The sequence below is a fragment of the Mesorhizobium sp. P170090 genome, assembly GCF_057786115.1.
In genome coordinates this window covers 5,609,611-5,634,035 of the sequence record NZ_JBYNWH010000001.1, presented here as the reverse complement: position 1 = coordinate 5,634,035, position 24,425 = coordinate 5,609,611, and the positions used below count along the sequence as shown (strand labels likewise).

Genomic DNA, 24,425 nt, shown 5'->3' with positions numbered 1-24,425 from the left:
GCCTGACAAGGAAAAAGGCAGGCGCCGAAGCGCCTGCCTTTTCAATGCGAATGACGGGGTGTGCTTACGCGGCGATTTGCGCGCTCGCGGTCTTGGCCACCACGGCATCGACCTTGGCCGTCGCATTGGCGAGCGCGGCGGTGACGGCATCAGGGCCCATGCCGACGCCTTCGATGCGGATGACGTCGACATCGGTCATGCCGAGAAAGCCGAGCACGCCGCGCAGATAGGGGATGGCGTGATCGAACTGCACGGCCGCACCTTCGGAATAGATGCCGCCCGAGGCGAGTACGATATAGACCTTCTTGCCGGTGACGAGGCCCTTGGGACCACCCTCGCCATAAGAGAAGCTCTTGCCGGAGCGGGAGATGTGATCGACCCAGGACTTCAGGGTCGAGGAGATGTTGAAGTTGATGAAGCCGGTGGCCAGGATCACGGTGTCGGCTGCGAACAGTTCGTCAAGCACGATGTCGGAGACGCCGACGACTTCGGCCTGGCGCGGCGTGCGGGCTTCAACGGGGGTGTAGATGCCGGTCGCATAATCGGTGTCGATATGCGGCAGCGGGTTGGCCACGAGGTCGCGTACGACGAGCGTATTCGACGGGTCGGCGGCGACGAGCTTTTCAGCGAATTCGGTAGCGATACGGGTCGAGTGCGAGGCAGCGCCGCGCGGGCTCGAGGTTACAAGCAGGATAGACATAGCGGTTCTCTCCAGTGGGAATTGATTTCTCCCGCCTGATATGGGCCTACCGACCCATTCAAAAAACTGGTATATTTTCTATACGATCCATCCATAAAGTAGGTATGCCGTGCAGCCCAATCCGACGCTCGACCAATTGCAGATCCTGGTTGCGGTCGCCGACACCGGCAGCTTCTCAGCCGCCGGCCGCAAGCTTAACCGCGCGCAGTCCGTCATCAGCTACGGCATCGCCAATCTTGAAGCGCAGCTTGGCCTGAAACTGTTCGAGCGCGAGGGCACGCGCGAGCCGCAGCTGACCGAAATCGGCCGGGCGATGCTGGAGGACGCCCGGCGCATGGTCGGCGTGCTGCAGCGCATCCGTTCGCGTGCCGACGGTCACCATCAGGGGCTGGAGGCTGAAGTTGCGCTATCGGTTGACGCGGCGCTGCCCTCGCCGGTGCTGGTGCGGGTGCTGAAGGCGTTCGAGGCGCAGTTCCCGACCGTGATGATGCGACTGCATATCGGCACGCTCGGTCTGATCCCCGACCATGTCGTCAGCGGACAGTCGGATCTTGGCATCGGTGGCTTGCTGGGCGAGGTCGACGTGCATCTCGTGCGCATCGGCTTCATGTCGATCGTGCTGGCTGCCGCCCCCACCCATCCTCTGGCACTGCTGCCGAAACCGGTGGCGCTCGAGGATACGCGAGAGCACACCCAGCTGGTTGTCAGCGACCAGTCGGAACGCACCAAGGGACGCGACTTCGGCGTCTTTGCCTATCGTACATGGCGGCTGACAGATGTGCGTATCAAGCATACGTTGATGCGCGAGGGGCTGGGCTGGGGCGGGTTGCCGCGCTGGCTGATCGCGGACGATTTGGCCAGCGGCAGGCTGGTCGAACTCGACCTTGAACCTTTTAGCGAGGTGCGCTCATCGCTCTACGCCATGCACCGCGCCGACCGCAGCCCGAAACCGGCGGCGGCCTGGCTGATCGACCAGTTCAAACGCCAGCTCGGCTGCTTCAACGAGTTCGACCCGGACGACCTGCCTGAGGGCGAGCCGGAGACAGCCCATCGATCAGAGCCATGAGCACGGCGCGATAGTCTTCGGCCGAGGCGCCGGCCTCGACGGCAAGTGCTGCGCGGTCGAAGGCGGCGGCGAGCAAAGCGGTCAGCGCATCGGCAGGCAGTCTGGTCATCGACTGTTCGCGCATCGCCGCAACCAGGCCTTCGCGCAGCGACCGGTTGCCGTGGTGATTGTCGATCGCATCCATGGCGGCGCGGCCAAGCACGGCCGGTCCGTCGAGCAGCAAAAGCCGCGTGCGGCCGGGCGCGCGCATGGCGGCGAGATAGGCGTCCGAGCCGGCAATCAGCGCATTGCGGGCAAACAAAGAAGGCGGCGAGGCGCGCTCGATCTCTTGCGCCACCGCCGCCGCCTCCTGCTCGACCACGGCGGCAAACAGCGCCTGCTTGTCGGCAAAGTGGTGATAGAGCGCGCCGCGGGTGACGCCGGCGGCCGCAACGATCTCCGGCGTGCCGGTCTCGGCATAGGACTTTTCGATGAACAGTTTGCGCGCCGCGGCGATCAGGTCGGCGCGCGTCGCTTCGGTGCGGTCGCGGTTGGAGCGGCGCGGGGTTTCTCGTTGCATACATGCAGCCTGTATGTTATTTCGAATTGCATGCAAACTGTATGTTGGCTGACGGGAGAAAGAAAGATGAAGACGACGAGCTATTATCCGGTGCTGATGACGGGCGACGTAGCCGGCACGAAAGCCTTCTATATCAATCACTTCCGCTTCAAGCCGCTGTTTGCGAGCGACTGGTATGTGCACCTGCAGTCTGCCGAGGATCGCAGCGTCAATCTCGGCATCGTCCAGGGCGACCACGAGACGATCCCCGAGGAGGGGCGCGGCCGCACATCGGGGCTGCTGATCAATTTCGAGGTGAGGGATCCTGATGCTGTCTATGAACGGATCGTTGCGGCCGGCCTGCCGATCCTGTGCCCGCTGCGCGACGAACCCTTCGGCCAGCGCCATTTCATCACCAGGGATCCCAATGGCGTGCTGATCGACGTCATCAAGCCGATCCCGCTCGGCCCGGAATTTCAGGCGCAATTCGCGGCGGGCGCGGCGGGCGCCTGAACGATGGCAGCAAATGTCGGCAGCGGCTCCGGCCGCTGTGGCCGGACCCGCACCATGCGGTCTATGTTGGTGACGTTGAAGCTGGGCCTGCCGCATGCGTGACATCTGCCTTGTTCGGGCGCCATCCAATCTCGGCCTTCGGCCCTTGGAGCCGGGCCATGTGCCCGGCACCTGGCGTGCGCCGCAGGCGCTGAGCCAAGCTGGTTTGATCGAGTCGCTGGCGCCGGGGCGGGTGGTCGATCTCGACAGACCCGCCTACAGTACCGAACCGCAACCGGGCACTAGGCTGCGTAATGGTCCGGCGATCCGCCGCTTCAACCTCGATCTTGCCGAGATCGTCACCGGTGCGCTTGGGCAAGGCGAGTTCCCGCTGATCATCGGCGGCGACTGCTCGATCCTGCTTGGCGCACTGGTCGCCGCGCGGCGCTCGGGCGCGGTCGCCCTGATCCATGTCGATGGCCACAGCGATTTCCGCCATCCCGGCAACTACGATGTCAATGCCTCACTCGGCTCGGTTGCCGGCATGGATCTGGCACTTGCCACCGGACGCGGCGAGGCTTTGCTGGCGCAATGGCCAGGTGTTGTCGGTCCGCTCGTCGCCGACGAGGCGGTGGTTCAGATCGGCGAACGCGAGAGCCGCGATGCCGATTTTGCCTGGCCCGACATCAATGCGACCGCCGTCACGCGCATCGACGTCTTTGCCGCGCAGGAACTCGGCGCGGCTGGAGTGTTGCAAAAGACAAGAGCGACGCTGGCGCGCGCCGGCTGTCCCTACTGGCTGCATCTCGATGTCGATGTGCTCGACCAGACGGTGATGCCGGCGGTGGATTCGCCCGGCAGCCCCGGCATCGATCCCGATGAACTCGTTGCCATTCTGTCGGCGCTGGCAGCGGACCAGCGCTGCACCGGCTTGGACATGACGATCTACGATCCCGACCTCGACCCGACCGGTGACCTTGCTCGACTGCTGGTGTCGCTGCTCGGGCGGGTGCTCAAGCCTCGATAAGGCTCAGCTCGCCCTTGCTACCGGCGTCACCGTCACCTGGCTGACGCCGGTGCGGCGCACCACTGTGCACAGCGTCTCGCGGCCGATGCGTTCGGCGTCGAGCATGCGCACGAGGTCGTCGACGCCGGTGACCGGGCGACCGTCTATTGACGCGATGATGTCGCCTTCCCTGAGGCCGGCCTTCGCCGCGGGTCCGTCTTTCTCGACGCTGCGCAGCCGTACCGCCGTACTGGTGGTCACCTGCGACAGAAGGGCGGCGCGGCGCGGCAGGTTGGTGGTGTCGGCCGAGATGCCGATGAAGGCACGGCGCACGCGGCCGAAGCGGATGATCTCCGAAATGACGAAATTGGCGGTGTTGGAAGCGACCGCGAAGGCGATGCCTTGCGCGCCGTGGATCATGGCGGTGTTCACGCCGATGACCTCGCCTGCCGACGACACCAGCGGTCCGCCGGAATTGCCGGGATTGAGCGCGGCATCGGTCTGGATGACATCGTCGATCAGCCGCCCGGTCGAGGCGCGCATCGAACGGCCAAGTGCGGAGACCACGCCTGACGTTACGGTCCATTCGAAGCCGAGCGGATTGCCGATGGCAATGGCGATCTGGCCGCGCCGCAGCCGCTTGGAATCGCCGAGCGGCGCGACTTCGGTGAAGCTGCCATCGGCGCGCACCAGCGCGATGTCGGTGTCGGGGTCGCGGCCTAGCACACGGCCTTCGCTGGAGGCGCCGTCGGGCATAGAGACGCGCACCGTTTTGGCATCGCCAACGACATGGAAATTGGTGACGACCAGCCCGTCCGGGGTGATGACGAAGCCGGAGCCATGGCCACCTTGGCCACCGACGCGCTCGATGCGGCAGACGGCTGGGCCGATGCGGTCGACGGCGTCGGCGACTGTCGTCGAATAGGCGTCGAGCAGTGTGTCGTCGGTTTCGAACTTGTGGGCGGCGAGGGCCATTGGCGGGGCTCCGTGTTTTCAGGCGCGATGATGACTATATGTGCGGAGCGGCTCGAACTGCCGCGACCTGACCAGATGGCCAGTCAAACCAGTAACTAGCCGTCAGACGAGTACCTCCGGGCGCACTGCCGAGCGATATCTGGGGCATGAGAAAACCCAGGAGATCATCATGAGTGACTTCAACCTTAATGCATTTTCCGAGGCCATCGCCGATCTCGCCGCCAAGGCTGCGCCGGCAACGGCAAGTTTCACCACCCATCACCATCGCACCGCCAGCGCCTTCCACTGGCGTGACGGCTATTTCGTCACCGCCGAGGAAGCTGTCGAGGCCGGTGAGGAGATCGAATTGACATTGGCTTCGGGCGAAGCGGTGAAGGCCGAACTGGTCGGTCGCGATCCGTCGACCGGCGTAGCGCTTCTGAAGCCGGCCGGCGCGGCCGCGGCGCCTGCGCTCGCCAAGGCTGATGGGGTGCGGCCGGGCAACGTCGCCATCGCTGTCGGCAGCAGTCAGGGCTCGGCGCTGGCCGTCTCGGGCTCGGTCGGCGAGGTCGGCCCCGCCTGGCGCTCGATGCGCGGCGGCAGCATCGATCGGCGCATCAATCTCGCCGTCAATGCCTGCGGCCGTTTCGAGGGCGGGCCGGTGCTTGACGCCAAGGGCGCGCTGATCGGCATGCTGCTGTTTGGGCCACGTGGTCGTGCGCTGGTCATGCCTTATGAGACGATCGAGCGGGCCGTGGCGACGCTGCGTGAAAAGGGCCATGTCGCGCGCGGCTATCTCGGCGCCGGCCTGCACCCGATCCGTGACGGCGCGGCGCGCGGCGCCATGGTCATGAGCCTCGACGACAATGGTCCGGCCAAAGCCGCCGGCCTTGCGCTGGGCGACATCATCGTGGCGTGGAATGGCGAGGCCGTGCACGGCCCGCGCGAACTGATCCGAAAGCTTGGGCCGGATAGCGCGGGCGCTGCGGTGACGCTCGGCGTGGTGCGCGGCGGCGAGCAGCGCGACGTCGCGCTGACCGTCGGTGAAAAACCGCTGAGCTGAGAGGGCCGATGGAAAGCGACACGCTGACAAGGCCGGAGGCGGGTGGGCCGGAGGTGGGTGGGCCGGAGGTGGCGGGCGGCGGACGCCAGCTCGTGGTGCTGATCGCGCTGCACGATGCCGCGCGTGCCGAGCGCCTGTCAGCTTCGCTTGCCATGGCGGACGATCTGCTTCCGGTCGTAGCCGGCAGCGGGATTGCCGACGTCGCTGTCTTCGATGACGCTGTTGCGAACAGTGCGGCCTGGCTCGATCGAGCCGATGGTGGCAACAGCGCAATCCCACGGGTGCTGCTATCCGCGAGCGCTGGCCGGCCGGAAAACCGGGTGCTTGCCGTGCTGCCTTTGGCGTCGGATGCGAATCTGGTCGCGGCTGCCGTCAGACTGGCGGCGGCCGGCTACCGGGTGTCCAGGGATGGGCGTTCGACGCCGGATCGTCATGGCGGTTTCGATCACATAGCGAGCGGAACTGAAACCGATAGCGGGCTGTTTGGCGAGGAATCTTTTGACGACGGCGCCGCCCTCCGACCAGCGCTGTCACCGCGCGAGACGGAAGTGCTGGCGCTGCTCGCCGAAGGCGCACCCAACAAGGTGATCGCCCGGCGGCTGAACATCTCCGTGCACACGGCGAAATTCCATGTCGCCGCGATCCTGATCAAGCTGGGTGCTGCGAACCGCACGGATGCCATCGCGATCGCAATGCGGCAGGGCCTGGTGCTGGTCTAACCCCCTTTTCCGTTTGAGCCTACGTTGCGTAACCCGTTGCAGGCTGCCGAGGCCTTGCGCAGTGCATTGCCGCCGCGCAATGGTTCGCGTCAGTGATGTAGCAGGGAGGTGCCAAGACATGTCGCTCAAGGGAAAGACGCTGTTCATCTCCGGCGGGTCGCGCGGCATCGGTCTTTCGATCGCGCTGCGCGCTGCGCGCGACGGCGCCAATGTGACGATCGCGGCCAAGACCGCCGAGCCGCATCCGAAGCTGCCGGGCACGATCTATTCGGCGGCTGAGGAGATCGAGCAGGCCGGCGGCAAGGCGCTGCCTGTTTTGTGCGACATCCGCGAGGAGGCGCAGGTGGCCGAGGCGGTTGCCAAGACCGTCGAAAAGTTCGGCGGCATCGATATCTGCGTCAACAATGCCAGCGCCATCCAGCTCACCGGCACGCTGGAGACCGACATGAAGCGCTACGATCTGATGCACCAGATCAACACGCGCGGCACCTTCCTGGTGTCGAAAATGTGCGTTCCGCACCTGAAGTTGGCTGAGAATCCTCACATTCTGAATCTGGCACCGCCGCTCGACATGAAGGCCAAATGGTTCAAGAACCATGTCGCCTACACCATGGCCAAGTTCGGCATGTCGATGTGCACGCTGGGGATGAGCGCCGAGTTTGCCAAGGACGGCATCGCGGTCAATTCGCTGTGGCCGATCTCGACCATCGACACGGCGGCGGTGCGCAATCTGCTCGGCGGCGCGACGGTCGCGGCGATGAGCCGCTTGCCCGACATCATGGCCGATGCCGCACACGCCATCTTCCTGCGGCCATCGCGCGAGACATCAGGCAATTTCTACATTGATGAAGAGGTGCTGCGGGCCGAGGGCGTGACCGATTTCGCGGTCTATGCGCCGGGCGCGACCGGGCCGCTGGCCGGCGACTTTTTCGTGCCGGACGCGGTATTTGCCAATTCGCCGACGAACGTCAAAAGCATCTACTGACGGAAATCACGGGCCGCCGGCGCTGCCCCCCATCCGCCTGCCGGCGTTTTTCGAAAAACCAAGCAATTGGCTTTTCGCCCGCTGTGCGGACCAGCCTCACCTCCCCATGAACGGCATAGGCGCTAAGATAGGTATTGCCTTGCGGAATCGGGTGTGATTCTACGCTGCGATGACACACGAATCGCTTGTTGATGACGGCTGGGCCGAGACGATTGAGCTTCTGGGCGGCGAAGAGTTGATCGCAGGAAGTGCCCGCGAGACGAAGGCGTTCCTGCGCCCGCGCGGCGTCAGGTCGGCGAGCGACCTGTTGCGCCTGACACTGGCTTACTGCCTTGGCAAGGTTGGCATGCGGGGCGTCGTGGCCTGGGCGGCGGCGAGCGGGATAGCCGACATTTCGGACGTGGCGCTGCTTGGCCGGCTGCGCAATGCAGGACCATGGCTGCAGCAGTTGATTGGGCACCTTTTGAAGCGCGAGGATGCAGGTTTGGCCAAAGGCCGACTGGTTCGCATCCTCGATGCGACAGCGGTTGCCAAGGCCGGTGCGTATGAGAAGAAGAACAATGGTCTTTGGCGCATGCACTGCGCCTTCGAGCTTGAGCGCGAGCAGTTCGACTTCATCGAGATCACCGATCAGAGCGAGGCCGAGTTGATCGACCGCGTGCCGGTGGTGCCGGGCGAGATCCGCATCGGTGACCGCGCCTATCTGCAGGCCGAGCGGATCGCCAAGGTGATGGCGCAAGGCGGCGATGTTGTTGTGCGCGCGTCGTGGAAAAACGCGCGATGGCTCGACGCCAACGGCAGGGCGTTCGATCTCATCGGCTACCTGGAGAGCTGCCGGGAGGAAGTCTGCGAAACGCCTGCCCGGCTGGCACTCAAGAAGGGCGAGCCTGTGAAGATGCGCCTGATCGCCTTGCGCAAATCCGAGGCCGCGGCACAAGAAGCGCGGCGCAAAATCAACAAGGAAGCCAGGGCCAAGGGCAACAAGGTTCAACCGCAGACGCTGATTGCGGCCGGCTTCGTCCTGCTTGTGACCTCGCTTGACCGGGAGGAGTTTCCCGCCGATACGGTCCTCAAGCTCTACCGCATGCGCTGGCGCATCGAACTCGCCTTCAAGCGCCTGAAGAGCCTGATCGGGCTGCGCTCTCCTCCCGCCAAGGACCCAAGGATCGCAAGGCCTTGGATTCTTGCACACTTCCTCATCGCGCTTGTGACCGAACCCCTCTCGCAGGAGTTGGGTGTCTCTCCCCCTTGAGCGACGGGCGCCCGCTGCTGTGGCGCGCAACCCGCCAGATCGTCGCCTCTCTGATCGCGACCATCTTTCCTCAACCTTCCTTGGCGGCCCTGCGCCAAAAACTCCATGCCTTGCGATATCGCTGGCGCGAACCACCACGAAAGCGCAAGTTTCAGTCCATGCCAAAGCTATCTTAGCGCCTATGCCATGAACGGGGAGAAAGGGGCTCATCACTCCTCGCCCTTCTTGCCTTTGCTCAGTCCCATCAGCCGGTCGATATAGGCCAGCATCAGCGCCGAGACGACGAAGGCGAGATGGATGATGGTCAGCCACATCAGCTGGTCGATCGTATAGGAAGACGAATTCAGGAACACCTGCAGCAGGTGGATCGAGGAAATGGCGACGATGGTCGAGGCGACCTTGACCTTCAGCGAGCCGACATCGATGGTACCCAGCCAGTGCACACCGCCATCCTGGTCGTCGAAACGGCTGACGAAATTCTCGTAGCCGGAGATGATCACCATCACCACCAGCGAGGCGACAAGTGCGGCGTCGATAAGGCCGAGCATCTTCAGGATGGTGTCGGTGTCGTCGAGTGTGAAGGCGACCATGACGAACTCGTAGAGTTTCTTGCCGAAGGACAGCGCATAGACGGCGAGCGCCAGGGCCAGCCCGATGTAGAAAACCACCAGCAGCCAGCGTGAGGCGAGGATGATCGATTCGATGGCGAGTTCGAGACGTTTCATGCAGCGGTTCCGGTGAGCTTTCTGAGGTCGACTGGGGTATTTCGGTCAGCTTGCCGCGGTTTGCAAGGCAAATTGCGGCGCAAAAAAACCCCGCCGGGAGGGCCGGCGGGGGTTCAATGCATCCCGCTGGAGTCGGGACGGGGCAGGGAACGCCCAGCCTTGAATCTGGGGAGGGCGGCCGCTCTATTCAATGAGCCGGTTCTAATACCAGTACAATTCTTGCTGACCGGGATTGCTGTCCGCAGCTCGACCCATCCCGGTCTGCCGGGATGGGTCCTTGTTGTCGATCTGATTCCAGAAAGCTGCTCAAGCCATTGGAAAGCAGATCAATTGTTACTCGCCACCGGTGCCACCAGCGAGGTGATGCGACGGATGCCGACACGGCGGTTCTCGCGGTTGGGCGCCGTGGTGTTGACCTTCAGGTATTCCTCGCCATAACCCTGAGTGGTCAGGTTTTCCGGCGGGATCCCGAAGGCATTGGTCAGCGCTTCGGCGACAGACTCAGCGCGCCGGTCGGACAGAGCAAGGTTTGCTTCCGGCGTGCCAACCGCATCGGTGTGGCCTTCGATCAGGAAGGTTTCGGCCGGGTTCTTCTTCAACAGTTTCTCCATGGCCGTGGCGACGCCTTCCAGTTTCTGCACTTCGGTGTCGGATATCGAGGCCGAGCCGAACTCGAAGTTCAATGTATCGAGGTCGACGCGACGGGCAATGTCGCGCACGCGCGCCGAACGCTTCACTTCGTCGATGGAATAGAGGCGCTGGACCTTCTCCACCGGCGGTTGTTCGAGGAACTCGTAATAATCGTCCGGGCTTTCGACATCTTCCGAATCGAGGATGTACTCGCGGCGCGGGATGGTGAGCCGCATCGGCGGCAGGTCGTCACCGGGATCGCGCCAGTCATTGTCGTCGTCATAGCTGCGCTCGTCGACATAGCTCAGCACATATTCGTGCCCATCCGGCGTGATGCGCGATCGCCTGATGACGTCGCCATTGCGGTTGCGGATGGTGACGATCTGGATGCCATTGTCGCGCTCGACGATTTCCCGAGAGCGATCGCCCGACAGTTCCTCATAGTAAACATTCCTGGCGCCGCGGTGCATGCGCGGAGCGTCATTGCTTTCCACGATCGTCTGGTTGTTGAACTGCAGGATGACGCGGTCGCCGAGTTCCTTGACGACGTCGACGCCTTTCGGACGCCGGCGGTCGCGGACGTTCTCATCGGGTGCACGCTCGACGCGTTTGCCTTTTTCCTCCGTCACCGGGGCGATCTTTTCTGGCTGAATTGCCTGCTGAGCTGACTTGTCGTCGGTGGGCGGCGGTCCCTGGTCGACCGGAGCCGGCTTCGGGGCTTGCGCCTCGGTGCCGCCCTGCGCGGGCTGCTCGCCCGTCTGGCCGCCAGCATTCTGGCCGTTCCCATTTTGGCCGTCGCCATTCTGGCTGTTGCCGCCCTGGTCCTTGCGGTGCTTGCGCCTGGCATCCTTCTGGCTGTCCAGGATGGGTGCTTCGTCGGGGTTGGCCGTGGCTTCGCCTTGCGCCGGCGTCTCACGTTGCGCGGGCTGCTCGGCATTGGCCGGTTGCTCCGCAGGCTGTGGTTCACCGGTCGCAGGCTGCTGTTCGCCCGTCACCGGCTGTTCGCCGACAGTTTTTTTGCCGTGCTTTTTCGCCTGATCCTTCGGCTGTTCACCTTCGGCGGGAGCCGCTTGCTGATCGGCCGGGGGCTGAATCGGCTCGGCCTGCGGCGCGGGCTCTCCGGCAGGCGCAACTTTGACGTCTGGCGCTTTGTCGGCAGGCGCGGCCTCAATCTGCTGATCCTGCTTGCGCTTTTTCTTGCCCGACTTGTTGTCGTTTGCCGGCGCCACCTGTTCGGTGGGCGCTGCCTGCTCGGCAGGCTGCTGGGCCGGCTGTTCAGCGGGCGCCGCTTCGATCTGCTGTTGGTCGCGCTTCTTCTTGCGTGGCTTTAGCGGCTGTTCTTCATTTGCCGGAGCTACCTGTTCGGCCGGTTGTTCAGCCGGTGCTGCCTCGATCTGCTGCTGGTCACGCTTCTTCTTGCGTGGCTTGAGCGGCTGCTCATCGGTCGCCGGCGCTGCCTGGGCGCCGCCCTCATCCGCAGGCGCCGCCTCGATCTGCTGCTGTTGATTGCGCTTCTTTTTGCGCGGCTGCTGTTCCTCGGCGGCAGGTGCGGCCTGTTCGGCCGGGGCCTGCTCGGTCTGCTGCTGATCCCGCTTCTTCCTGCGCGGCTGTTGTTCCTCGGCGGCAGGGGCGGGTTGCTCTGCAGCCGGTGCAGGCTGCTCGGCGGCCGGCGCTGCCTGTTCGGCCTGCTGGCGTTTCTTTTTGCGCGGCAGTTCCTGGTCGGTCTGCTGACCATCTGCAGCAGGGTCGTCCTGGACCAGGATCAGTGGCGCGGCCGTGTGCTGCAAGGGGCCGAAAACGGCGTTGCCCTGCAACGGGGATGCGCCCAACGGCGCGGATGCCATAAGCAGGCCAAGTGCCGTACCTGCCAGTACCCGTGGTTGGCGTTTCATCTTAAATTCTCCTTGTGGGGTCCCATCCCTGCCCAAACTGTCCTTGACCGGATTGGTTCCGGTTTGCAGGCATTACCCGCACCCAAGGACGATTGACCGGCGTTTTGAAGGCAACTTCATGTTTTTCCTATGGTGCGGCCGGAACTTGAAGTCACACAACAGCTTGACCTTGCCGCATGCGGAGGCCACATCTCGACCCATAATGGAAACGCCGTTCTGGAAGACCAAGACGCTGGAAGCGATGACGCCCACCGAGTGGGAATCGCTGTGCGACGGCTGCGGAAAATGCTGCCTGTCTAAACTCGAGGACGAGGATACCGGCGAGATCTACTGGACATCAGTCGGCTGCCGGCTGTTCGATGGGCAAAGCTGCCGCTGTTCGGACTATGCCAACCGGCTGGCGCGCGTGCCGGACTGTGTCGGGCTGACGCCGCAGAATGTGCGCACCATCACGTGGCTGCCGAAAACCTGTGCCTACCGGCTGGTTGCCGAGGGGCACGACCTCTATTGGTGGCACAGGCTGGTGTCGGGAAGTGCCGAGACCGTTCATGATGCCGGCATCTCCATGCGCGGCCGCGTCCGCGCCAGTGAGACCGATCTGGCCGAGCCGGACGATTATTTCGACTATATGCTCGACGACGAGCCCTGAGCATTCTGGAACGGACGTTGCCATAGGGCGTTCCGCGCCATTGGACGTTTTTGACGGTCAGGATCGTTTGCAGCGGTGGAAGGGGCGGTTGCTTTTGACCTGTCGGGCAGATTAACCGAAAATGAACGGCCGGTTCGCGAAGAGTTCAGATTGCAAGGAGCATTCTCCCCCCATCGGTTCGACCAAGACGGGCGCAAGCCCTCAACAAGGAGAGAAGACAATGTTCAACTCATTCAAGACGGCAGCCCTTTCGGGTCTCGTAGCTCTCGGCACCCTTGCCGCAGTGCCCGCCCAGGCGGACTCGATCTATCTCGGCTTCGGCAACAACCATGACCGCCGCGTCGGCGTCTACACCGGCGACGATGAGGACGGCTTTCGCCGTGACCGCAATTGGCGCCGCTGCTCGCCGGACCGCGCCCTCGACAAGGCCGAGCGCATGGGCCTGCACCGCGTCCGCATCGTCGATGTCAATCGCCGCGTGGTGAAGGTCGCCGGCCGCCAGTATGGCGATCGCGTAGTGGTCGTGTTCGCCAATGAGCGCGGCTGCCCGGTTATCTATCGCTAAGAGAACCAGACTGATCTTCTGCGAAGATCAGTCTGGGATACGACCTTCTGCGAAGGTCGATCCGGAGGCATGTTCCTCTGCCAGGATCAGCCTGGAGTACCTGGAGTAGCGGCATGACCCTTCTAGGGTCAGCCAGGAGCCCCTTTCCCTCCGCGGAAAGGTGCGGCTCGAAAAAACCCCGGAGGCCAGTCCTCCGGGGTTTTTCATGTCGGAAATCTGCGGTTCCGGCCGACGGGTTCAGCAGAACCGCGCCCAGCCCGGCGGCCTGCTACTTAAGCTCGAATGTCACTGTTACCTGCACGGCGTAGGCATTCTCGCCGGCCTGCACGGGAACCGCGGCGCCTGCCGCATCGAAGGCCTTTGCATTGATCGGCATCGGCGCCGGCGCAACGTTCTGGTCGGTGATTTCCAGCACCCGGCCTATGCTGACGCCGGCGGCTTCGGCCAGCGTCTTGGCCTTGGCCATGGCATCGGCGACCGCCTTCTTGCGGGCTTCGGTGACGGCAGCTTTCGGATCCTCGTTGGAGAACGAAATGCCTCCGCCCTGATTGACGCCGAGCGACACAGCCTTGTCGAGAATCTCACCTGTTTTGTCGATGTCGCGGATGCGCACCGAGAGTGTGTTGGTCACCTGGTAGGCGACAAGCTCGGCTTCCTGGCTGCCGTCCGGTTTGTTGGTGTAGTTGTAACGCGGGTTGATCTGGATGCCGGCGGTCTGCAGGTCGCGGTCCTTGATCCCTGCCGACTTCATTGCCGCGATCACGGCGGCCATGGCGTCGTTGTTGGCGTCGAGTGCCGCGCGTGCGGTCTTGGCCTCGCGCATGACGCTGAGCGTCAGCAGCGCCAGGTCAGGCGCCACGGTCGACTGGCCTTCACCCGACACGATGATGCGGGGCGGGGGCAGCGAATCGGCAGCGCTTGCCATCGCCGGAAAAGCGATCGCGGCGGCAAGTGCGAGCGGCAAAATATGTCTGGTCATGAAAATCTCCTCGGTGTGCGATCCAGTCGCGCCTGTCGACTAGGGCGCGAATATGGGCTGATTTGGGCGATCTCGGCCAGCTCGTCCGGAAAGCCTTGTGCCGCGCAAGGAAAAACACTAATCCAGCGCGCGTGGGGCCTGTAGCTCAATGGTTAGAGCCGGCGGCTCATAACCGCTTGGTTGGGGGTTCGAGTCCCTCCGGGCCCACCAAAATTCACATATAACTATTTGATTTCATTATATCTTTTCTAAGATGCCCACAACGTGGACTCGAACCCCACCGCCGAGGAGAATCATCCAGTCCGCAATCGGCCCTCGGCTGATCGCCGGTGATGCCGAGGGCTAGGCTATATTCCGCGTGGCCCGGAGCATGTTGTCATTCACTCGCTCATGTTCTGAAGCGCGTTGTGCCTGACGATTTCCACGCATCGCAGACTAGCCAAGCGGATGACGCCTTTCTCCTTCAGCCGGGTGAATATCCGCGATACCGTCTCGATGGTGAGGCCGAGATAGTCGCCGATGTCCATGCGCGACATCGGAAGTTCGACCTGCCGCAACCCCCCTTGCCGTTCGGCCATGTCAACCAGGAACGCGGCGACGCGTTCGATGGCGCTCTGGCGACCGAGGACCAACAGGTGTTCCTGGGCTCTGGTCAACCCCTGGAGCGCTAGGGGCAGCAACTGATGGGACATGTCCGTTCCAGCAGTGAGGCGGAAGACGCGGACACCGGTGGAGTTGATGGCTTCAGCAAAGAAATGGTGCGTCGTGTCGGCTTCGAAGCCGAATGTCTCTCCGGATAGGTGAAAGGCACTGATCTGCCGGCGGCCGTCAGCAAGCAGGCGATAGACGCGGACAGCGCCGAACTCCACCTGGTAGAAGGCTCCGGCCTTCTCGCCCTGGGCGTAGATTTCCGCACCTGCGGAATAGAAGCTGAGTGGTTGCAGCGGTGCGGGCTCGAAAGCCTCAGGCAGGTTGGGCAGGGTAGACGGTGACGGCAGCGAAATTCTGGAGGCGGTGTAGGCGTACATGGCTGTTTTCCCGGTTGATCCGTGACACAGCTATCGCGCGAATCGGCCGGCGCCGAAATTCGGTTTTGTCCCTACGGGAAACTACCTAGGACCGCTGCTCCTACACCGTCCAGCCATCGCTTTCGCAGGCCGCCGCAGTAGAAAACACCTATTCACTTGCTTCGCGGCCCGACACCTGCTCGATCAAGATACGGAAGAAAACGTGGGGCGCGCTGTCCGACACCGGAGGCGTGACCGGCTTGAGGGCGCCGGGCTCCCACCAGTCAGCGTGCTTGCTCAACACCGACCATGCATGGTCGCGCTCGCGCTTGTGGCCAACCCGGTCCGGCAGTTCCTCATAGCGGCCACCGACGACAACGCTTCGCCATCCTCGCCCTTGGCCGCGCTCATCGACCTGGACGGATACCAGCGGATTGCCTCGCATCCATTCGATCTTCTTGCCCGGCATGGCAAATACATAGAGGTGATTGTCCGCATGCGCGTAGTACAGGGGCACGATGTAGGGCTGCCCATTCTTTGCGCATGCGAGCCGGCCAACCCGATTGGCCGTCAGCAATCTCGTACATTCCAAGGCAGAAAGTGTGCGAACCATCATCGGTGCCATCTCCTATTTCCCACGGCCAGCGCAAGGTGTTGTTTGCCTTGCCGCGTTGAACCATGACCATGCGGGTGCTTTCGCCCCAGCTCACGGCGGCAAAGCGCACATTCGCGCATTCGGCAATTACGGAAAATGATTCAGATCAAGGCGCGAGCTGGCGCTTCTGCGGATCATGAGGAGATGTGGAAACCAATCCTCACCGCTCCGTTTGGGCGCAACCTCAAACTGGCCGTCTTCGACGAGGACGGTGAGCATGCGCTCGTGTTTCCCTGCAGGAAGGAGCGGGACGGCTGGAGGAACGTCGCCACCGGCGCATGGGTCGACATCCGTCCGACCCACTGGCGCGACTGGGAGCCTCACCGGGTGCCAACTCGCGACGGCAATCCCTTTGGAGACCATCCCTAGGGCTTGGATTCAACGATCAACGCCATGCGCACAAGATGTGACAGACTGCCGGCGCCCATCTTGCTCATGACATTGGCGCGATGGATCTCAACAGTGCGTGGGCTGATTCCAAGGTCATAGGCGATCGTCTTGTTCGGCAAACCCGACACAAGCCCGTCCAGCACCTGGCGCTCACGATCTGTCAACGTCGACAGACGCCCGCGAATATCCGCGGACTGAGGGTGGGATGCATTGACCTGGTTGCGGTTGGCCAACGCTGAGCGGATCGCCTCGATCAACATCTCATCGTCGAATGGCTTCTCGATGAAATCGCAAGCGCCTTCCTTCATTGCCTGAACGGCTAGCGCCACATCCGCATGGCCCGTCATGACGATGACCGGAATTCTATGCCCGCCTGCTCTGAGCTGGCGCAGAAACTCGATGCCGTCTATGCCCGGCATGCGCACATCGGTGACGATGCAGCCCTCGAGACTGCCAGACGCCGTCGACAGGAAGGCCGTGGCGGAATCATGCAGGCGGACCGCAAAGTCTGCCGTGCCCAACAGAAATCCAAGCGACTTGCGGACGTCCAGGTCATCGTCGACCACGTGCACCAGATCATTAGCGGCCATTGGTGACCTCATCCTTATCGACGATGCGCAATGTAAACCTGAAAGCGGTCCCGCCGGCCGGCATTGCCTCGGCCCATATGTGACCGCCATGCGATTCAACTATGGTGCGGCAAATAGACAGGCCGACGCCCATGCCCTGCTTTTTCGTGGTGACGAATGGCTGGAACAGTTGGGCCGAAACCTCCGGCGCGAGACCGGCCCCGGTGTCGATGACGCTCACCTCCGCCATCCCGTCGGCGCGCGCAATAGTCGTGACCAGCAGTTCGCGTCGCGGCGCGTCTTGCATGGCTTCGACCGCATTGCGCATCAGGTTCAGCAGAACCTGCTGGATCTGAATGCGATCGGTTAACACCAGTTCGGCAGCCGGATCGAGCTTGTAGCTGACAAGGACATTTATCTCCCTTGCCCCGACCAGGGCCAGCGACGAGGCCTCTTCGATGAGCGCCGGCAGCCGTTCGACCTGACGCTCGCTTTCGCCTCTTGCAACGAAGTCTCTGAGATGGCGAATGACGTTTCCAGCCCGCAGCGCCTGCTCAGCGGCCTTTTCCACGGCATCCCGCAGGATGGGCGCATTCTCTTCGGTGCTTTTCTCGAGCAGCCGACGACTGCCCTTCAGATAGTTGGTGATGGCCGTCAGCGGCTGATTGATCTCGTGAGCAAGGGTCGAGGCCATTTCGCCAAGTGCTGTAAACCGCGCCATATGGAGAAGCTCCTGCTGCTGCTCCTGGATTCTAGCTTCTGCCCGATGGCGTTCGGTCAGGTCGCGGCAAAAGCCGGTAAAGAAGCGTCCGGTTCCCGGATGCATCTCGCCGACGGAAAGCTCCATCGGGAAGGTCGAACCATCCTTGCGCATCCCGGTGACGGTGCGCCCGAGCCCGATAATCCGGCGCTCTCCGGTGGTCAGGTAGCGAAGCAGATAGGCATCATGCTCGTCGCGGTAGGGCGGGGGCATCAGCATTTTCACGTTTTGGCCAATGACCTCACCTGACTGATAGCCAAACAATGTTTCGGCGGCTGTGCTGAAGGATTGGATCCCGCCTTGCTCATCGATGACGACCATTGCATCCGGCACTGTTGCCAGGATCGATCGCAAATGGTCCTCACGCAGCCGAAGAGCTGCGTTTGCAAAGGAGAGTTCGCTGACATCCGTGCCTTCGATGAAGATCGCGGTGATACGGCCATCGTCGGACTTGATGGGCTGATAGACGAAATCAAGGATGCGCTCTTCGAGCGGCCCGTCGGCCTTGTTGCGAAGGCCGACCTTTACGCCCTGGCCTCTGTATGGCTCGCCGGTCGTGTAGACCTGGTCCAGATGTCCGAAAAACTCATCTCCTTCGAACTCGGCAAAGGCTTCCCTGACTGACTTTCCAATCACCTGCCTGTTGCCGATCAACCGCTGGTAGGCGGCATTGGTCAGTTCGAAAACGTGACCCGGCTCGCGCAGGAGCGCGATAAAGCCCGGAGCCTGATCGAACATCCGCGACAAGAGGGCTTTCAGCGTCGTCCCAGCGGGCGATAAGCTGAGCGCTTCGTCTTTGATCAAATCAAATTCCCAGGTTCGAGATGGTGCTACCGGGCTAACTATCACTTCTCGTCGCACAGGCAAAACAGATCGAGACACGTTTCCGCAAGAGATTTAGTTGGCGGGCGCAATTGGCGGGTCTTTGACGTGCATCAAGGCATCGGGCGCTGGCGCATGCGACCCATCACGCATAGCGCCGCTCCAGTGAAAGGCACCCGCAATGGCCTACAAGTCAATCATCGTGAACCTCGCCATCGATGCGGCTCCTGCGCCCATTGTTCAGGTGGGTATCGAACTTGCCAAGCGATTTGGAGCGCATCTTGTTGGCTTGGCGGCAGCCGATGTCCCACCTTTGGTCGCGACAGGCGAAGGGATGGTCTACGAAGGTGAGATCATGCAGATCCAACGAACTGAGATCGAAAAGCGGCTCGCCGAATTGCGTGCAGTGTTCGAAAGAATGGTGCCGGTTTCCGTTACAAGCGAATGGGCACAGTCCGTCTGCAGTCCGACCCGGTTCCTCAGCGTTATGGCCAGGGCGGCCGACCTTATCGTCACCGGCTGCGGCGATGGAGACAATGTCTTTCGTGCTGTTGATATCGGCAGCCTCACGCTCGGTGCCGGCCGGCCAGTCTTGGTCACGGCAGGTAATATGGAACATATCCGCGCAAAAACCGTGCTGGTTGCCTGGAAGGACACCAGGGAGGCACGGCGTGCGGTAGCCGATGCACTGCCTTTTCTGGAAAAGGCCAGCGACGTTATCGTCGCCACGATAGACACCAGCCGCAACGAAACCAGTCGAGACAGCCTCGACGATGTCGCCGTTTTCCTTGACCACCATGGCATCAAGGCGCGAACCGAGCTGATCGCCGGCAAGGCTGATGGCGACCGGTTGCTGAGTTTCGCGCGCTCGATCCATGCGGACCTGATCGTCTCGGGCGCCTATGGCCATAGCCGCTTGCGGGAATGGGCATTTGGCGGTGTCACTCGCACGCTCATCGAAGAGAGCGGCATCAGCCGTTTCATGTCGTATTGAAGGAGAAGTTGACCAGCAACCTGTCTCGGCCGGAGCAGGTTACCTCCTGCGGCGCGCCTGGAGACCCTCAGCCTCGGGACACCGCGACGGTGCTAGCAACATGTTCGAGGTGGGGGTGCCCACGACGCAGCGGCTGCGTTCATTTGTTTTCCGAAGCGAACAACGGCCAGATCTAGACCTGGCCCGAGCAACCGGCCTGCCGGTCAGCGGACGTCTTCGACCACCTGCCATTCCGTTTGGCTTCATGCTCCCCGTCACGGCCCAGGGTTGGCAATGATGCCGCCTGTTGATCGAGATCAACGCCACCCGCCGCCAACGGCGGCAAGGATGACCGGTAGGCAGGAGTGATCAACATGACCTTTCTCGATTACCTGATTTCGGTCGACGCCAGAACGGCGCTAATGGGTCGAATGATGCGGTCGCTCGGGGTCGACAGACATCTGAAAGTCGTGGCAGACCATGCGGCAGTCACCAATCGGGCGGTGGACCGCTGCCGTTCCTGCGGGCACCAGGATGAATGCTCAACCTGGCTCGACGAACATGAGCAATCCGAGAACCCGCCAGACTATTGCCGCAACAGCGACCTGATCGCTCGACTGCAGCATGCGGCCGGGCAACGCTAGGGCATCGAGCAGGCAGCCTCGACGAGAGGTCGTGCCGTCCGTGTTTTGACGAGGGCCAACGCAAACCAAGTTTTTGCGGTTGATAAGTCTGCATTCCACAGGACCAGGCAGCTTGGACAACTTACTTTTTCTCGAAGCATTTGTGCTCTTTGTCGCACCAGGGCCTACCAACGCTCTTTTGATGGCGGGGGCGGTCAAGCGAGAGAAAGTGGTCAAGCTTTTGGCCGCTCAGGCATGCGGATACGGGATCTCATCCGCGTGCTGGTTTTCCCTGCGCCCCTTCATGTCACCCGAGGCCATTCAAATACTTAGGCTGGTAGCAGCCGGATGGCTTGTAGTTCTTGGACTGCATCTGATAACCAGCGCGCGGATCAACGTTTCCAAAAATGGCGACGCCATTTCTGTTGCGGTGACCAGTGCCCTGAACCCGAAGGCCTTTATCTATTGCCTGGCTATCGTGCCGATGAACATCGAACCGCGCTCTCTGGGGATCTTCTGGGTTGTGCTTCTGGTGATAACAGCTGCCACCGGATCGGTGTGGCTTTTGCTTGGCCGGCGCTTCAGCGGAGGCAACAAAAAGACAGAAAGAATTGCGGGCGCGGCGCTCGTTGCATTCGCCCTGTTGCTCCTTCGGCCATTTATACTTCTAGTCGCGATCTGAACGCGGCGAAGCCTGGGGGAAAGCGGGCCTATCGTGGATGCAACCTTGAAATCAGCTGGCACGGCCGCTTGCTACGAAACAAGGAGGACGGACACTGGATCGGCGCAGAAGAGACCATCCTCGACAGCTTTGACCCCGGCGACGTTTTCGGCCGCAACAATGGCTGCCCGGCGCGCGCGTTCGTCGAAGATGGCGCCGCCCAGTTTCACCATGCCATTGTTCACAGTCACGTTGACCATGTCCTTGCCAGCCCATTTCTGTGTCCCTAGCTCGGCCATGATGTTCTGCCGGATCTGTTCGTCATCGATGGCTGCAGCGGCTGCAGCCGGAAGGGCGCTAATCAATGCCCGCAGAAGATCAGAGCGGGTGATGATGCCGACGACTTTCCCGGTGTCGATGACAGGGATGCGTTTGACATGGTGACGCGTCATGAGCTCGACGACCTCGTCGAGCGATGCGGTGGGGAATGCCGTGACGACATCTTGTGACATCACCTCCTCAACCCGTCGCCCATTGGCGTGGACATATTCATCGGCGGCCGTTCCGGGGCTGACCAGAAACTGCAGCCAGCGTGAGCGCTTGCGCTGCGTGCCCAGTTCCCCGCGACGCAGGAAATCGCCCTCGCTGACGATCCCGACCAGGGTGCCGTCGCCGCGAATGACGGGAAAGCCGCTAATCTTTTTGGTGAGCATCAACCAGGCAGCGTCGGCGATCGATGCGGTCGGGTCTATGCCGACGACCGGCTTGCTCATAATGGCTTCGGCTTGCATGCCAACCTCCTCATATGGTTACTCCTATCCATATCGAGGCCGCGCGAGCTGTGCCTTGATCTGAATCATTTCTAAATTGCGTAAGCGCAACGAAGGCAGTCCGAGCCGGATTTATGAAGAGGGCTTCGCAAATCGCGGAGACGTCATCATGAAACAGTGCAGCTCGATCAACCCCGATATGGTCGTCGACGAAATCATGAGGAAATGGCCGGCAACGGTCGCTGTGGTGTTGAGCCACAAGATGCTCTGCGTCGGCTGTCCGATAGGCACTTTCCATACGGTGACCGAGGCGTGCCGGGAACATCAAGTCGATGAGGGCGACTTTCTGGTCGAACTCGAATTGGCCATTCGAGGTGAACGATGACGGTCAGTCCTTTTCCCGGTTCTCGGCCAGAACCACAAGGCGATGCGCATCTTTGACCGTGACCCTCTGGCGCCCGCTGACAATTATTCCGTTCTCTTCCCATTTGCTGAGCAGCCGGCTGACGGTGTGCAGCGTCGTTCCCGTCATCTCGGCAATGTCCTGCCTCGAAATCGGGAAATCGATTTCGATGCCGCTGTCCGTTTTTCGGCCGGTCTGGTTCACCAGCCGCAGAAGCGCATGCGCAACCCGCTGCTCCACCTGTTCCGTGGACATCTCCACCACCCGCGTCTGCGTCTCCTCCAGCCTGCTTCCAACCGTCTTGTAGGTGGCTGCCCCAAACACGGGGAAGCGTCGGGACAGATCAGGCCACAGGGCTTTGGGCCAGGCCAGCACCACGCAGTCGACAGCCGCGACGGCACTTGCGGGATAGGTCGTCCGGCCAAGGGCTGCGGCGACGCCAAAGATCTCGCCTTCGCTGATGTATCTGGCGATGACCTGCTGTCCGTCCGGCGTGGTGCGGACCACCCGTATGTGCCCGGCGATCAGCACGAAGAAGGAATGGGCTTCGGCTTCCTGCGCGAAGATCGTTGAGTCTTTGGCATAGCGAGACGATCGTGCATTTCGCAGGATCTCGCTCTGCTCGTCCGGCGCCAGCCCCTGAAAGAGCGGCAGCGGCGAAATCAGCGATCGGTCCAGCGCGGCCAAGCGGATCCCTCACGGCTCTATGGTTCCGCATCAGTCTTGCGGAAGACCTTTCTTATCCCGAGTTTGCGCCAGCGCAAATTGTCCTGGGCCGCATCAGGCTAAATGGCATGGAACGGCGCAACGCCGGGAAGACGAAACAAGGACAAACCGATGAAACTCTCCATCCTCGCTGCCGCAATCTCGATCCTCGCGCTCGCCGGCGGTGCCAGGGCGGAAGAGCACGTGGTGCAAATGCTCAACAAGGGCGAAAAAGGCGCCATGGTTTTCCAGCCAGCTTTCGTCAAGGCGGCGCCCGGCGACACCGTCAAGTTCGTGCCGACCGACAAGACGCACGACGCCGAGTCGATCAAGGGCATGCTTCCGGATGGCGCTGAGCCTTTCAAGGGAAAGCCCAGCGAGGAAATCACCGTCACGCTGACAAAGGAGGGTGTCTACGGCGTCAAATGCGCGCCTCACTATGGCATGGGGATGGTCGCGCTGATCGTTGTCGGCAAGCCGGTCAATCTCGATACCGCCAAGGCGGTAAAGCATCCCGGGAAGGCAAAAACGGTGTTCGCCGACCTGTTCACCCAGGTTCCTGCCAACTGAGAGCAATCGATACAGGCATGCCTGCCGCATAAAGGGCGGGCACGGGCCGGACGGACCGAGGGCGGCGGTTCATCCGGCGCTGTTCATTTGGAGATACAAATCATGGGAATTCCACGCCTGCGGGCCTACGCCGGGCCTGCACTTCTTTCCTATGGGTTCAGGCCCTTCTTTTTGCTCGGGTCGCTGTATGCTGCGCTGTCCGTTCTGCTTTGGCTGCCGATCTATGCCGGCGAACTCGATGCCCACAGTGCGTTTCTCCCGGTCGACTGGCACATCCATGAAATGTTGTTCGGCTATCTGCCGGCGATCGTTACCGGGTTCTTGCTGACCGCCATCCCGAACTGGACCGGCCGGGTGCCGGTGCAAGGCCTGCCGCTGCTGGCGCTGGTTGTCCTGTGGCTCGCCGGTCGTGCCGCTGTCTTCTTCTCGGCCGATATTGGCTGGCAAGCAGCCGCGTTGATCGACGGTTCTTTTCTGCTTGCGGTCAGTGCTGCGGCGGCACGCGAAATCGTCGCGGGGCGGAACTGGCGCAATCTCAAGGTGCTGCTGCCGCTTGCCGTCCTGGCCGGCGCCAACGGCGCCTTCCACATCGAGGCGCACCTTCACGGCACATCGGACGTCAGCCGAAGGCTCGGCATGGCCGCGGCGATCATGCTCATTTCACTGATCGGGGGGCGCATCATTCCAAGCTTCACCCGCAACTGGCTCGTCCGCGAAAATCCTGGGCGGCTGCCTGCGTCGTTCGACCGTTTTGACGTCGCCTCGATAGCCATCTCGGCGATCGCCCTCGGAGCATGGACGTTCGCCCCCGGCAACAGCGCCTCAGGGATGCTCATGGCCGTCGCCGCAATCTGCCAAGCGTGGCGTGTGTCGCGGTGGGCAGGCGACCGCACATTCCGGGACCCGCTCGTGCTCATCCTTCACGTGGCTTATGCCTTCGTACCGCTCGGTCTTGCCCTGCTTTCGGCGTCGTTCTTTTTTCCTGGCATCGTGCCGGTCGCAGCTGGGCTCCACGCGTTGGGCGCCGGCGCGATCGGGTCGATGACGCTCGCCGTAATGGCCCGAGCGACGCTCGGACATACCGGCCGGCAATTGCGGGCTGGACGACTAACAACTTTTGTCTTTGCAGCTATTCTGGTCGCAGCCTTGTCGCGCGTCCTTGGCGTTTTTGTCCCCGATGAGGCCATCATTAATCTCGCCGGTGCTGCATGGGTACTGGCACACGCCGGCTTCCTTCTGACTTACGGCGTCGCATTGACGACGCCGAAGGCTCATGCCGTTTGACGGCTACTCCATGCCAAG

General features: G+C 62.3%; 28 protein-coding genes and 1 tRNA gene. 17 read left to right on the top strand and 12 right to left on the bottom strand.

Annotated elements, in window-relative coordinates; all coding sequences use genetic code 11:
- Positions 1-64: 64 nt before the first annotated feature.
- Positions 65-700: an FMN-dependent NADH-azoreductase gene (locus tag AC3EML_RS27155; RefSeq protein WP_023672454.1), complete on the bottom strand. Its 636-nt coding sequence runs from the start codon at positions 698-700 to the stop codon at positions 65-67.
- A gap of 109 nt (positions 701-809) precedes the next feature.
- On the opposite strand from AC3EML_RS27155, the gene AC3EML_RS27150 reads away from it, so the two are divergent.
- Positions 810-1,766, top strand: coding sequence for a LysR family transcriptional regulator (locus tag AC3EML_RS27150; RefSeq protein ID WP_023748198.1), 957 nt, complete (start codon positions 810-812; stop codon positions 1,764-1,766).
- Here AC3EML_RS27150 and AC3EML_RS27145 read toward each other — a convergent pair.
- A complete protein-coding gene (locus AC3EML_RS27145; protein WP_023748199.1) occupies positions 1,699-2,325 on the bottom strand; it encodes a TetR/AcrR family transcriptional regulator in 627 nt (208 codons plus the stop codon). The genes AC3EML_RS27150 and AC3EML_RS27145 overlap by 68 nt on opposite strands.
- Positions 2,326-2,391: 66 nt before the next feature.
- On the opposite strand from AC3EML_RS27145, the gene AC3EML_RS27140 reads away from it, so the two are divergent.
- The gene (locus AC3EML_RS27140) at positions 2,392-2,817 is read left to right on the top strand and encodes a VOC family protein (protein WP_352521310.1); all 426 of its coding nucleotides are present in this window, start codon (positions 2,392-2,394) and stop codon (positions 2,815-2,817) included.
- Between the two features lie 160 nt (positions 2,818-2,977).
- The gene (locus AC3EML_RS27135) at positions 2,978-3,823 is read left to right on the top strand and encodes an arginase family protein (RefSeq protein ID WP_352521309.1); all 846 of its coding nucleotides are present in this window, start codon (positions 2,978-2,980) and stop codon (positions 3,821-3,823) included.
- Between the two features lie 3 nt (positions 3,824-3,826).
- On the opposite strand, the gene AC3EML_RS27130 is transcribed toward AC3EML_RS27135, so the two are convergent.
- Entirely contained in the window at positions 3,827-4,777 is a 951-nt protein-coding gene (locus AC3EML_RS27130) for a S1C family serine protease (RefSeq protein ID WP_023672459.1), read from the bottom strand.
- Between the two features lie 169 nt (positions 4,778-4,946).
- On the opposite strand from AC3EML_RS27130, the gene AC3EML_RS27125 reads away from it, so the two are divergent.
- The 4 genes from AC3EML_RS27125 to AC3EML_RS27110 all read left to right on the top strand — a co-directional run bounded on the left by AC3EML_RS27125 (position 4,947) and on the right by AC3EML_RS27110 (position 8,775).
- Complete coding sequence (locus tag AC3EML_RS27125; protein WP_352521308.1) at positions 4,947-5,819, top strand: S1C family serine protease; 873 nt, start codon at positions 4,947-4,949, stop codon at positions 5,817-5,819.
- 8 nt (positions 5,820-5,827) lie between these two features.
- Positions 5,828-6,538, top strand: a complete 711-nt coding sequence (locus AC3EML_RS27120) for a helix-turn-helix transcriptional regulator (protein ID WP_196813812.1) — start codon at positions 5,828-5,830, stop codon at positions 6,536-6,538.
- A 118-nt stretch (positions 6,539-6,656) separates the two neighbouring features.
- Positions 6,657-7,523 carry an SDR family oxidoreductase gene (locus AC3EML_RS27115; RefSeq protein ID WP_023744356.1) on the top strand — a complete coding sequence of 289 codons (867 nt, stop codon included), beginning with the start codon at positions 6,657-6,659 and terminating at the stop codon, positions 7,521-7,523.
- Between the two features lie 169 nt (positions 7,524-7,692).
- Positions 7,693-8,775, top strand: coding sequence for a transposase (locus AC3EML_RS27110; RefSeq protein WP_286459149.1), 1,083 nt, complete (start codon positions 7,693-7,695; stop codon positions 8,773-8,775).
- 209 nt (positions 8,776-8,984) lie between these two features.
- Here AC3EML_RS27110 and AC3EML_RS27105 read toward each other — a convergent pair whose 3' ends face one another.
- Together AC3EML_RS27105 and AC3EML_RS27100 are read right to left on the bottom strand one after the other, a co-directional pair.
- Positions 8,985-9,500 (bottom strand): TIGR00645 family protein, encoded by a 516-nt coding sequence (locus AC3EML_RS27105; RefSeq protein WP_023672463.1) that lies wholly within the window; start codon positions 9,498-9,500, stop codon positions 8,985-8,987.
- 326 nt (positions 9,501-9,826) lie between these two features.
- A complete protein-coding gene (locus AC3EML_RS27100) occupies positions 9,827-12,022 on the bottom strand; it encodes an OmpA family protein (RefSeq protein ID WP_023691506.1) in 2,196 nt (731 codons plus the stop codon).
- Positions 12,023-12,224: 202 nt separating this feature from the next.
- Between AC3EML_RS27100 and AC3EML_RS27095 the strand changes: the two genes are divergently transcribed.
- Both AC3EML_RS27095 and AC3EML_RS27090 read left to right on the top strand, forming a co-directional pair.
- Positions 12,225-12,671, top strand: coding sequence for a YcgN family cysteine cluster protein (locus AC3EML_RS27095; protein WP_023672465.1), 447 nt, complete (start codon positions 12,225-12,227; stop codon positions 12,669-12,671).
- A gap of 220 nt (positions 12,672-12,891) precedes the next feature.
- A complete protein-coding gene (locus AC3EML_RS27090; protein WP_023672466.1) occupies positions 12,892-13,236 on the top strand; it encodes a hypothetical protein in 345 nt (114 codons plus the stop codon).
- Positions 13,237-13,504: 268 nt separating this feature from the next.
- Here AC3EML_RS27090 and AC3EML_RS27085 read toward each other — a convergent pair whose 3' ends face one another.
- Positions 13,505-14,215, bottom strand: a complete 711-nt coding sequence (locus tag AC3EML_RS27085; protein WP_023672467.1) for an SIMPL domain-containing protein — start codon at positions 14,213-14,215, stop codon at positions 13,505-13,507.
- A 134-nt stretch (positions 14,216-14,349) separates the two neighbouring features.
- On the opposite strand from AC3EML_RS27085, the gene AC3EML_RS27080 reads away from it, so the two are divergent.
- Positions 14,350-14,425 (top strand) — tRNA-Ile (locus AC3EML_RS27080).
- Between the two features lie 170 nt (positions 14,426-14,595).
- On the opposite strand, the gene AC3EML_RS27075 is transcribed toward AC3EML_RS27080, so the two are convergent.
- Positions 14,596-15,243: a helix-turn-helix domain-containing protein gene (locus AC3EML_RS27075; RefSeq protein WP_352521913.1), complete on the bottom strand. Its 648-nt coding sequence runs from the start codon at positions 15,241-15,243 to the stop codon at positions 14,596-14,598.
- Positions 15,244-15,391: 148 nt separating this feature from the next.
- Positions 15,392-15,838: a pyridoxamine 5'-phosphate oxidase family protein gene (locus AC3EML_RS27070; RefSeq protein WP_352521956.1), complete on the bottom strand. Its 447-nt coding sequence runs from the start codon at positions 15,836-15,838 to the stop codon at positions 15,392-15,394.
- Between the two features lie 135 nt (positions 15,839-15,973).
- Here AC3EML_RS27070 and AC3EML_RS27065 point away from each other — a divergent pair, with 135 nt between their 5' ends.
- Positions 15,974-16,246 carry a hypothetical protein gene (locus AC3EML_RS27065; protein ID WP_023673739.1) on the top strand — a complete coding sequence of 91 codons (273 nt, stop codon included), beginning with the start codon at positions 15,974-15,976 and terminating at the stop codon, positions 16,244-16,246.
- Here AC3EML_RS27065 and fixJ read toward each other — a convergent pair.
- Together fixJ and AC3EML_RS27055 are read right to left on the bottom strand one after the other, a co-directional pair.
- Positions 16,243-16,857, bottom strand: a complete 615-nt coding sequence (gene fixJ / locus AC3EML_RS27060; protein WP_023673740.1) for a response regulator FixJ — start codon at positions 16,855-16,857, stop codon at positions 16,243-16,245. The two genes, AC3EML_RS27065 and fixJ, sit on opposite strands and share 4 nt — an antisense overlap.
- Positions 16,847-18,400, bottom strand: a complete 1,554-nt coding sequence (locus AC3EML_RS27055) for a PAS domain S-box protein (protein WP_352521914.1) — start codon at positions 18,398-18,400, stop codon at positions 16,847-16,849. The genes fixJ and AC3EML_RS27055 overlap by 11 nt, the downstream gene beginning before the upstream one ends.
- 199 nt (positions 18,401-18,599) lie before the next feature.
- On the opposite strand from AC3EML_RS27055, the gene AC3EML_RS27050 reads away from it, so the two are divergent.
- The 3 genes from AC3EML_RS27050 to AC3EML_RS27040 all read left to right on the top strand — a co-directional run bounded on the left by AC3EML_RS27050 (position 18,600) and on the right by AC3EML_RS27040 (position 20,696).
- Entirely contained in the window at positions 18,600-19,412 is an 813-nt protein-coding gene (locus tag AC3EML_RS27050; RefSeq protein WP_352521915.1) for a universal stress protein, read from the top strand.
- 353 nt (positions 19,413-19,765) lie between these two features.
- Entirely contained in the window at positions 19,766-20,035 is a 270-nt protein-coding gene (locus tag AC3EML_RS27045; protein WP_023806646.1) for a DUF6455 family protein, read from the top strand.
- A 112-nt stretch (positions 20,036-20,147) separates the two neighbouring features.
- Positions 20,148-20,696, top strand: a complete 549-nt coding sequence (locus tag AC3EML_RS27040) for a hypothetical protein (RefSeq protein WP_352521916.1) — start codon at positions 20,148-20,150, stop codon at positions 20,694-20,696.
- Positions 20,697-20,767: 71 nt separating this feature from the next.
- On the opposite strand, the gene AC3EML_RS27035 is transcribed toward AC3EML_RS27040, so the two are convergent.
- The gene (locus AC3EML_RS27035; RefSeq protein WP_023689274.1) at positions 20,768-21,466 is read right to left on the bottom strand and encodes a CBS domain-containing protein; all 699 of its coding nucleotides are present in this window, start codon (positions 21,464-21,466) and stop codon (positions 20,768-20,770) included.
- 148 nt (positions 21,467-21,614) lie between these two features.
- On the opposite strand from AC3EML_RS27035, the gene AC3EML_RS27030 reads away from it, so the two are divergent.
- Positions 21,615-21,830, top strand: coding sequence for a DUF1858 domain-containing protein (locus tag AC3EML_RS27030; RefSeq protein WP_352521917.1), 216 nt, complete (start codon positions 21,615-21,617; stop codon positions 21,828-21,830).
- A gap of 3 nt (positions 21,831-21,833) precedes the next feature.
- On the opposite strand, the gene AC3EML_RS27025 is transcribed toward AC3EML_RS27030, so the two are convergent.
- Positions 21,834-22,535 carry a Crp/Fnr family transcriptional regulator gene (locus tag AC3EML_RS27025; RefSeq protein WP_352521918.1) on the bottom strand — a complete coding sequence of 234 codons (702 nt, stop codon included), beginning with the start codon at positions 22,533-22,535 and terminating at the stop codon, positions 21,834-21,836.
- Positions 22,536-22,685: 150 nt separating this feature from the next.
- Here AC3EML_RS27025 and AC3EML_RS27020 point away from each other — a divergent pair, with 150 nt between their 5' ends.
- Entirely contained in the window at positions 22,686-23,123 is a 438-nt protein-coding gene (locus AC3EML_RS27020; protein ID WP_352521919.1) for a pseudoazurin, read from the top strand.
- Between the two features lie 102 nt (positions 23,124-23,225).
- Positions 23,226-24,407 (top strand): NnrS family protein, encoded by a 1,182-nt coding sequence (locus tag AC3EML_RS27015; protein WP_352521920.1) that lies wholly within the window; start codon positions 23,226-23,228, stop codon positions 24,405-24,407.
- The last annotated feature ends 18 nt before the right edge of the window (positions 24,408-24,425 follow it).

Excerpts from the sequence above, each read along its gene's own strand:
- AC3EML_RS27155 (WP_023672454.1), bottom strand. The coding sequence starts at position 700 with ATGTCTATCCTGCTTGTAACCTCGAGCCCGCGCGGCGCTGCCTCGCAC.
- AC3EML_RS27145 (WP_023748199.1), bottom strand. The coding sequence starts at position 2,325 with ATGCAACGAGAAACCCCGCGCCGCTCCAACCGCGACCGCACCGAAGCG.
- AC3EML_RS27140 (WP_352521310.1), top strand. The coding sequence starts at position 2,392 with ATGAAGACGACGAGCTATTATCCGGTGCTGATGACGGGCGACGTAGCC.
- AC3EML_RS27130 (WP_023672459.1), bottom strand. The coding sequence starts at position 4,777 with ATGGCCCTCGCCGCCCACAAGTTCGAAACCGACGACACACTGCTCGAC.
- AC3EML_RS27125 (WP_352521308.1), top strand. The coding sequence starts at position 4,947 with ATGAGTGACTTCAACCTTAATGCATTTTCCGAGGCCATCGCCGATCTC.
- AC3EML_RS27120 (WP_196813812.1), top strand. The coding sequence starts at position 5,828 with ATGGAAAGCGACACGCTGACAAGGCCGGAGGCGGGTGGGCCGGAGGTG.
- AC3EML_RS27115 (WP_023744356.1), top strand. The coding sequence starts at position 6,657 with ATGTCGCTCAAGGGAAAGACGCTGTTCATCTCCGGCGGGTCGCGCGGC.
- AC3EML_RS27110 (WP_286459149.1), top strand. The coding sequence starts at position 7,693 with ATGACACACGAATCGCTTGTTGATGACGGCTGGGCCGAGACGATTGAG.
- AC3EML_RS27105 (WP_023672463.1), bottom strand. The coding sequence starts at position 9,500 with ATGAAACGTCTCGAACTCGCCATCGAATCGATCATCCTCGCCTCACGC.
- AC3EML_RS27100 (WP_023691506.1), bottom strand. The coding sequence starts at position 12,022 with ATGAAACGCCAACCACGGGTACTGGCAGGTACGGCACTTGGCCTGCTT.
- AC3EML_RS27095 (WP_023672465.1), top strand. The coding sequence starts at position 12,225 with ATGGAAACGCCGTTCTGGAAGACCAAGACGCTGGAAGCGATGACGCCC.
- AC3EML_RS27090 (WP_023672466.1), top strand. The coding sequence starts at position 12,892 with ATGTTCAACTCATTCAAGACGGCAGCCCTTTCGGGTCTCGTAGCTCTC.
- AC3EML_RS27085 (WP_023672467.1), bottom strand. The coding sequence starts at position 14,215 with ATGACCAGACATATTTTGCCGCTCGCACTTGCCGCCGCGATCGCTTTT.
- AC3EML_RS27075 (WP_352521913.1), bottom strand. The coding sequence starts at position 15,243 with ATGTACGCCTACACCGCCTCCAGAATTTCGCTGCCGTCACCGTCTACC.
- AC3EML_RS27070 (WP_352521956.1), bottom strand. The coding sequence starts at position 15,838 with ATGATGGTTCGCACACTTTCTGCCTTGGAATGTACGAGATTGCTGACG.
- AC3EML_RS27065 (WP_023673739.1), top strand. The coding sequence starts at position 15,974 with ATGATTCAGATCAAGGCGCGAGCTGGCGCTTCTGCGGATCATGAGGAG.
- fixJ (WP_023673740.1), bottom strand. The coding sequence starts at position 16,857 with ATGGCCGCTAATGATCTGGTGCACGTGGTCGACGATGACCTGGACGTC.
- AC3EML_RS27050 (WP_352521915.1), top strand. The coding sequence starts at position 18,600 with ATGGCCTACAAGTCAATCATCGTGAACCTCGCCATCGATGCGGCTCCT.
- AC3EML_RS27045 (WP_023806646.1), top strand. The coding sequence starts at position 19,766 with ATGACCTTTCTCGATTACCTGATTTCGGTCGACGCCAGAACGGCGCTA.
- AC3EML_RS27035 (WP_023689274.1), bottom strand. The coding sequence starts at position 21,466 with ATGCAAGCCGAAGCCATTATGAGCAAGCCGGTCGTCGGCATAGACCCG.
- AC3EML_RS27030 (WP_352521917.1), top strand. The coding sequence starts at position 21,615 with ATGAAACAGTGCAGCTCGATCAACCCCGATATGGTCGTCGACGAAATC.
- AC3EML_RS27020 (WP_352521919.1), top strand. The coding sequence starts at position 22,686 with ATGAAACTCTCCATCCTCGCTGCCGCAATCTCGATCCTCGCGCTCGCC.
- AC3EML_RS27015 (WP_352521920.1), top strand. The coding sequence starts at position 23,226 with ATGGGAATTCCACGCCTGCGGGCCTACGCCGGGCCTGCACTTCTTTCC.